The organism is Bacillus sp. 220_BSPC (assembly GCF_001054655.1).
Lineage (GTDB): Bacteria > Bacillota > Bacilli > Bacillales > DSM-1321 > Peribacillus > Peribacillus frigoritolerans.
Genome location: NZ_JVPL01000001.1, coordinates 1 through 5085, shown reverse-complemented (window position 1 = coordinate 5085; position 5085 = coordinate 1). Strand labels below are relative to the sequence as shown.

Here is a 5085-nt window from a genome sequence, read left to right as displayed (position 1 = left end):
CCATAAAAATAGACAAACTCGATTTTCATCGAGTTTGTCTACAGTCTGAATCGGGCTCTTAAAAAGAAGCCCGATTTTTCTTTTTATTCTTTTTCCCTTCGATGACGGTTAAGTGACTATCCGTTTTCTTTCTCCATTTTATTTTCTTTGATGATTTTGCTGCAGAGAAGCTAGCCACATTATCCTTTTTCGAAGTTCGGTTTTTTAGCCTTTTTTTCGATTGGCGGGCAGCCTTTCGGAATGCTTGCTGCTCTTTCTTAACTGGTTTTCCCTTTGTTAATCCGGTATAAATCATATAAATAATCCCTGCGACAATGGCTATTATGAGAATGTTTCTAAAAAAGCCAATCGGGTCATTAAATAGTCGGCTCAATAGTCCGAGGACTCCGAGGGCGATGATTCCGTATATCATGAAAGATATGAAACGTTTCAACAAAGACACCTCCTTAAGAGCATCATAAGCATTTTTAGCTTATTTTAAACATTTTAATTGTGAAATATTTGAAAAAAATGAAGATCATTCATTTAGTTAGTATATGATTTTCCATCATCAAAATGTGTATAGATGTTTTACACAATTACATCTGATTCTAAACCTTTTTCGGTCTCTTTTTCCATCCTCAACAGTTCTTGGAAGGATGCCAATGCGACTTCGACTTGATCATCGGTAGGGGCTTTGGTTGTCAATAACTGAAGCCAAAGGCCGGGATAGCCAAGGTAACGCAGGATGGGAGTGTCCCTTACTTTGTTAGTCAACTGCAAGACTTCGAATGCTATGCCGAGCACGACGGGGATAAGTAAAATGCGATTGACGACACGAACCCATAGCGGATCCGTTGGTACAAGAAGATAGACAAACATCCCTACAATGACAGTAAATAAAATAAAACTGCTGCCACAGCGATAATGAAGGCGGGAACTTGCCTGCACATTCGCAACCGTCAATTCTTTTCCGCTTTCAAAGCAATTGATCACCTTATGCTCTGCTCCGTGATACTGAAAGACCCGCTTGATCAATGGCGTCAAGGAAACTACATAAATATATACGAGCAGTAAGATCAGCTTGAACAAGCTTTCCACTAATACCTGAGCCGTATGGCCACTGAAAATGGGTTCTGTCAATTTTGCGAGGAAGACAGGAATCAAGGTGAAAAGCAATTTCCCAAAAAGGAAGGAGATCACACCGATCACGGCAACACCTAGCCAAAGACTTAATTTAGAGGGGTCTTTCGTTTCTTTTTTCGTTTCGACCTCTTTTTCCCCGTCTTCTTCTTCATACTGTTCAGTTGAAAAGTTAAGATGTTTCGAACCGGTGGCACTTGACTGAAGCAGTGATACGATACCCCGTAGAAACGGTATTTTTTTTAAGCGGTTTACAACAGGTTTCGATTCACGCGGCAGATGATAATATACAATCGTCGAATCTTTGCGGCGTACCGCAGTGACTGTGTGATGTTTGCCACCGAACATGACGCCTTCCACTACAGCCTGCCCTCCATAAACGGGTTTTTGAACCTCAGACATTTCTACACCAACCTAATAGTTATTCACGTAGCTCTCTCATGGGTGCTAACATGTGTATTATCAAGCATCACAAGGGTTTAAGGCGGTCCTCCAAAATGGAATGGAAGCTTTACCCCCTGCAATTGCTTTTTGAATGTTGAATCACAGGAAGGTATTATCCTGTGTACATTATAAATTTCAACAGAGGATGGGGATTTTCCTCTGAAAAAAGCAGATTATTTATGATTTAATCATACAGAATTAATCACAAAACCTCTAGTGATTCTCCTCCCCAATAATAAAAAAAAATAGTTCTATTTAACAAAGGGCATACTACGTAGCGGAGGTGTTTGATATGTCTTCTAATGAAAATGGACAAATTCAACAGGAATATCAAAGCATGTTAATTTACAATGTACTTGCTGTCGGTTTTGTAGGGGGGGCTTTAGCCAGTTTTATCGGAATTCTAGCCCATTATGTTAACTTTATGGATTTTAGCCCAAAATTCATACTGACTTCGTGGTCAAATATGACCTGGATCGATCATTGGCTCGGTACGGTAATGACCATGATTATATTCGGAATTCTATCCGTGGGGATCGCCTTTATATACTATAGCCTCTTTAAAAGGATGAAGAGTATTTTTCCGGGTATTATTTTGGGGGTGGTCTGCTGGGCTTTGCTTGTATTTGTCCTGAAACCGATGTTCATCGATTTGCCAACCTTTTATAAAATGTCAGCAAATACTGTTATAACAAGTGTATGCATTTTTATTATATACGGTCTTTTTGTAGGGTTTTCTATATCATACGATCATCAGGAATATATACGCTATAAAAACAAGGCCGAGAAGCAATCGGAAAGCTGATTGCTTCTTGGTTGTAAAAAAGTAGTAAGACAATTTGTAATTATGATAGAATGTTCATGGAAAGCATTCTTTTAACATGAGCAGGTGTTTGATGATGACAAAAATCTTACTAATCAATGGTCCGAATTTAAATCGTTTGGGGAAGCGGGAACCTGCGCATTATGGATCCTCGACGCTTGCGGATGTCGAAGCGCAATTAATGCTGCAAGCACAAGGGTTAAATGTGGAATTAACCTCTTTTCAAACTAACCATGAAGGAGCGATTATCGACAAGCTCCATTGGTCAGAGGATCATGGGATCGACGGGATTATCATTAATCCTGGGGCTTTTACTCATTATAGTTATGCGATTCGTGATGCAATAGCCGGAATTGATGTTCCAGTGGTGGAAGTGCATATTTCGAACATACATGCCCGTGAAAGCTTTAGACATGAATCAGTGACCGCTGCGGTATCGGCGGGACAGATTGTCGGCTTGGGGATACACGGTTATGAATTGGCGTTGCAGGCGATCACAAAGATTGCAAAGGGGGAAATTAAATGAATAAACTAATGCGCTTAAGAGCCTCGATGGAAAAGGTGGGCATTGATGGTTTTTTGATCACCAGTACATATAACCGCCGATACATGACCAACTTCACGGGAAGTGCAGGCGTTGTACTCATTTCCCAAAAAGAAGCTAAATTCATCACTGATTTCAGATACGTGGAACAAGCGGGCGAGCAGGCACCGGACTATGAAGTCGTTCAACACAAAGGAACCATCATCGAAGAAGTCGGCAAGCAGGCTAAAGCGATGAATATCGGCAAGCTGGGTTTTGAGCAAGAGCACCTGACTTATGCTACATATAAAGCTTATGAAGCGGCCATTGATGGCCAACTTTTGCCGGTGTCTGGGGTTATTGAGAATTTACGCTTGATAAAGACTTCATCAGAGATTAAGATATTAAAGGAAGCGGCTGCTATTGCTGATGCTGCGTTTACGCATATTCTGGATTTCCTGCGTCCAGGGATTTCGGAACTGGATGTATCCAATGAACTTGAATTCTTTATGAGGAAACAAGGGGCAACTTCTTCTTCCTTCGATATTATTGTAGCATCCGGCATCAGGTCCGCACTTCCGCATGGAGTGGCTACTGATAAAATCATCGAAAAAGGCGATTTTGTCACATTGGATTACGGGGCATATTATAACGGGTATGTGTCTGACATCACTCGGACATTAGCGGTTGGCAAGCCAAGTGAAGAACTTATTATTATTTATGACATTGTTTTAGAAGCTCAACTGAGAGGAATGGCTGGGATCAAACCCGGTATGACTGGCAGGGAAGCGGATGCACTAACTCGAAATCTAATTGAAGAAAAGGGATATGGGCAGTATTTTGGACATTCGACCGGACATGGAATCGGCCTTGAAGTTCATGAAGGTCCAGCATTATCCTTTAGGTCTGATATCATTTTAGAACCAGGTATGGCTGTAACCGTTGAACCGGGCATTTATTTACCGGGTGTAGGCGGAGTGCGGATTGAAGATGATACAATCGTTACAATTGACGGTAACGAAGCACTTACTCATTCAACTAAAGAGTTAATCATTCTGTAAACATGTACATGTAGGAGGACAAATTTATGATTTCAGTAAACGATTTTCGCACGGGTGTTACGATTGAAGTAGATAATGGAATTTGGCAGGTTATCGAGTTCCAACACGTTAAACCTGGTAAAGGTGCAGCTTTTGTACGTTCTAAACTTCGTAACCTTCGTACGGGTTCAATCCAGGAGAAAACATTCCGTGCTGGTGAAAAAGTTGCTAAAGCACATATTGAAAACCGCAAGATGCAGTACCTTTATGCAAGTGGAGACAGCCATGTATTCATGGATAACGAAACGTATGACCAAATCGAGCTCCCGGCTTCAAGCATTGAACGTGAACTTAAGTTCCTAAAGGAAAATATGGAAGTACATATCATGACTTTCCAAGCGGAAACACTTGGTGTCGAGCTTCCAAACACAGTGGAACTAGAAGTGGCGGAGACTGAGCCTGGAATTAAAGGCGATACATCTTCAGGCGGCACGAAATCAGCAGTACTTGAGACGGGCCTTTCGGTTCAAGTGCCATTCTTCATCAACCAAGGTGACAAACTATTGATCAATACAAATGAAGGTTCTTACGTATCACGTGCATAAATGAAAGAAGGCCGAGATTAATATCTCGGCCTCAAATTGTAGACAAAAAGGTTTCGGAATGGTCTCATTCCGAAACCTTTTTGATTTTTTATTGGATGGGACTTCATGATGACGCAGATGATCTGCTTCTTCCATTTATTCTTGCCAAATATGAAGTGTCACCACTTTCTGAAGGTCCTTACTTTCTGTACAACACTGTGATAAAGATGAACGAGTCCTGCACAAATGCAATTGGATGATTTGTACACACGATAGTCCTCTTTAATCTCCATTTTACAAGCTGGCACCAGTTGGTCCAAAGTAATCATTCATGCTGATCGAATCATGATCATGTTTAAAAAGCATCCTCATCTCCTCAAGTTCCCAGTCTGGAAGGTCCGTATGGTCTCATCCCAAACCATGATTTTATAAGAAGACTTGGTTACCCTTCATGTTTTACTTTTTTATGGAGTGGAACCCTCACTGGATTGAAGAAATCTGCGACACTCCTGCCGAATAACTGGCTAGCCGAGACCCCACAGGCGCTTG

6 protein-coding genes are annotated in these 5085 nt (G+C 41.2%); 4 read left to right on the top strand and 2 right to left on the bottom strand.

The window, feature by feature from the left end; all coding sequences use genetic code 11:
* Window positions 1-58 precede the first annotated feature (58 nt).
* Together ADA55_RS00030 and ADA55_RS00025 are read right to left on the bottom strand one after the other, a co-directional pair.
* On the bottom strand, window positions 59-433 hold the full coding sequence (locus ADA55_RS00030) for an SA1362 family protein (RefSeq protein WP_048677789.1): 375 nt from the start codon (window positions 431-433) through the stop codon (window positions 59-61).
* A gap of 137 nt (window positions 434-570) precedes the next feature.
* Window positions 571-1524 (bottom strand): DUF1385 domain-containing protein, encoded by a 954-nt coding sequence (locus tag ADA55_RS00025; RefSeq protein ID WP_048677787.1) that lies wholly within the window; start codon window positions 1522-1524, stop codon window positions 571-573.
* Between the two features lie 334 nt (window positions 1525-1858).
* Here ADA55_RS00025 and ADA55_RS00020 point away from each other — a divergent pair, with 334 nt between their 5' ends.
* The 4 genes from ADA55_RS00020 to efp all read left to right on the top strand — a co-directional run bounded on the left by ADA55_RS00020 (window position 1859) and on the right by efp (window position 4557).
* Window positions 1859-2371, top strand: a complete 513-nt coding sequence (locus ADA55_RS00020) for a YqhR family membrane protein (protein ID WP_048677785.1) — start codon at window positions 1859-1861, stop codon at window positions 2369-2371.
* A gap of 94 nt (window positions 2372-2465) precedes the next feature.
* Window positions 2466-2915, top strand: a complete 450-nt coding sequence (gene aroQ, locus ADA55_RS00015) for a type II 3-dehydroquinate dehydratase (protein ID WP_048677783.1) — start codon at window positions 2466-2468, stop codon at window positions 2913-2915.
* Entirely contained in the window at window positions 2912-3973 is a 1062-nt protein-coding gene (locus ADA55_RS00010) for a M24 family metallopeptidase (RefSeq protein ID WP_048677781.1), read from the top strand. Before aroQ ends, ADA55_RS00010 begins: the two co-directional genes overlap by 4 nt.
* A 26-nt stretch (window positions 3974-3999) precedes the next feature.
* Window positions 4000-4557 carry an elongation factor P gene (gene efp, locus ADA55_RS00005; protein WP_034308328.1) on the top strand — a complete coding sequence of 186 codons (558 nt, stop codon included), beginning with the start codon at window positions 4000-4002 and terminating at the stop codon, window positions 4555-4557.
* Window positions 4558-5085 lie beyond the last annotated feature (528 nt).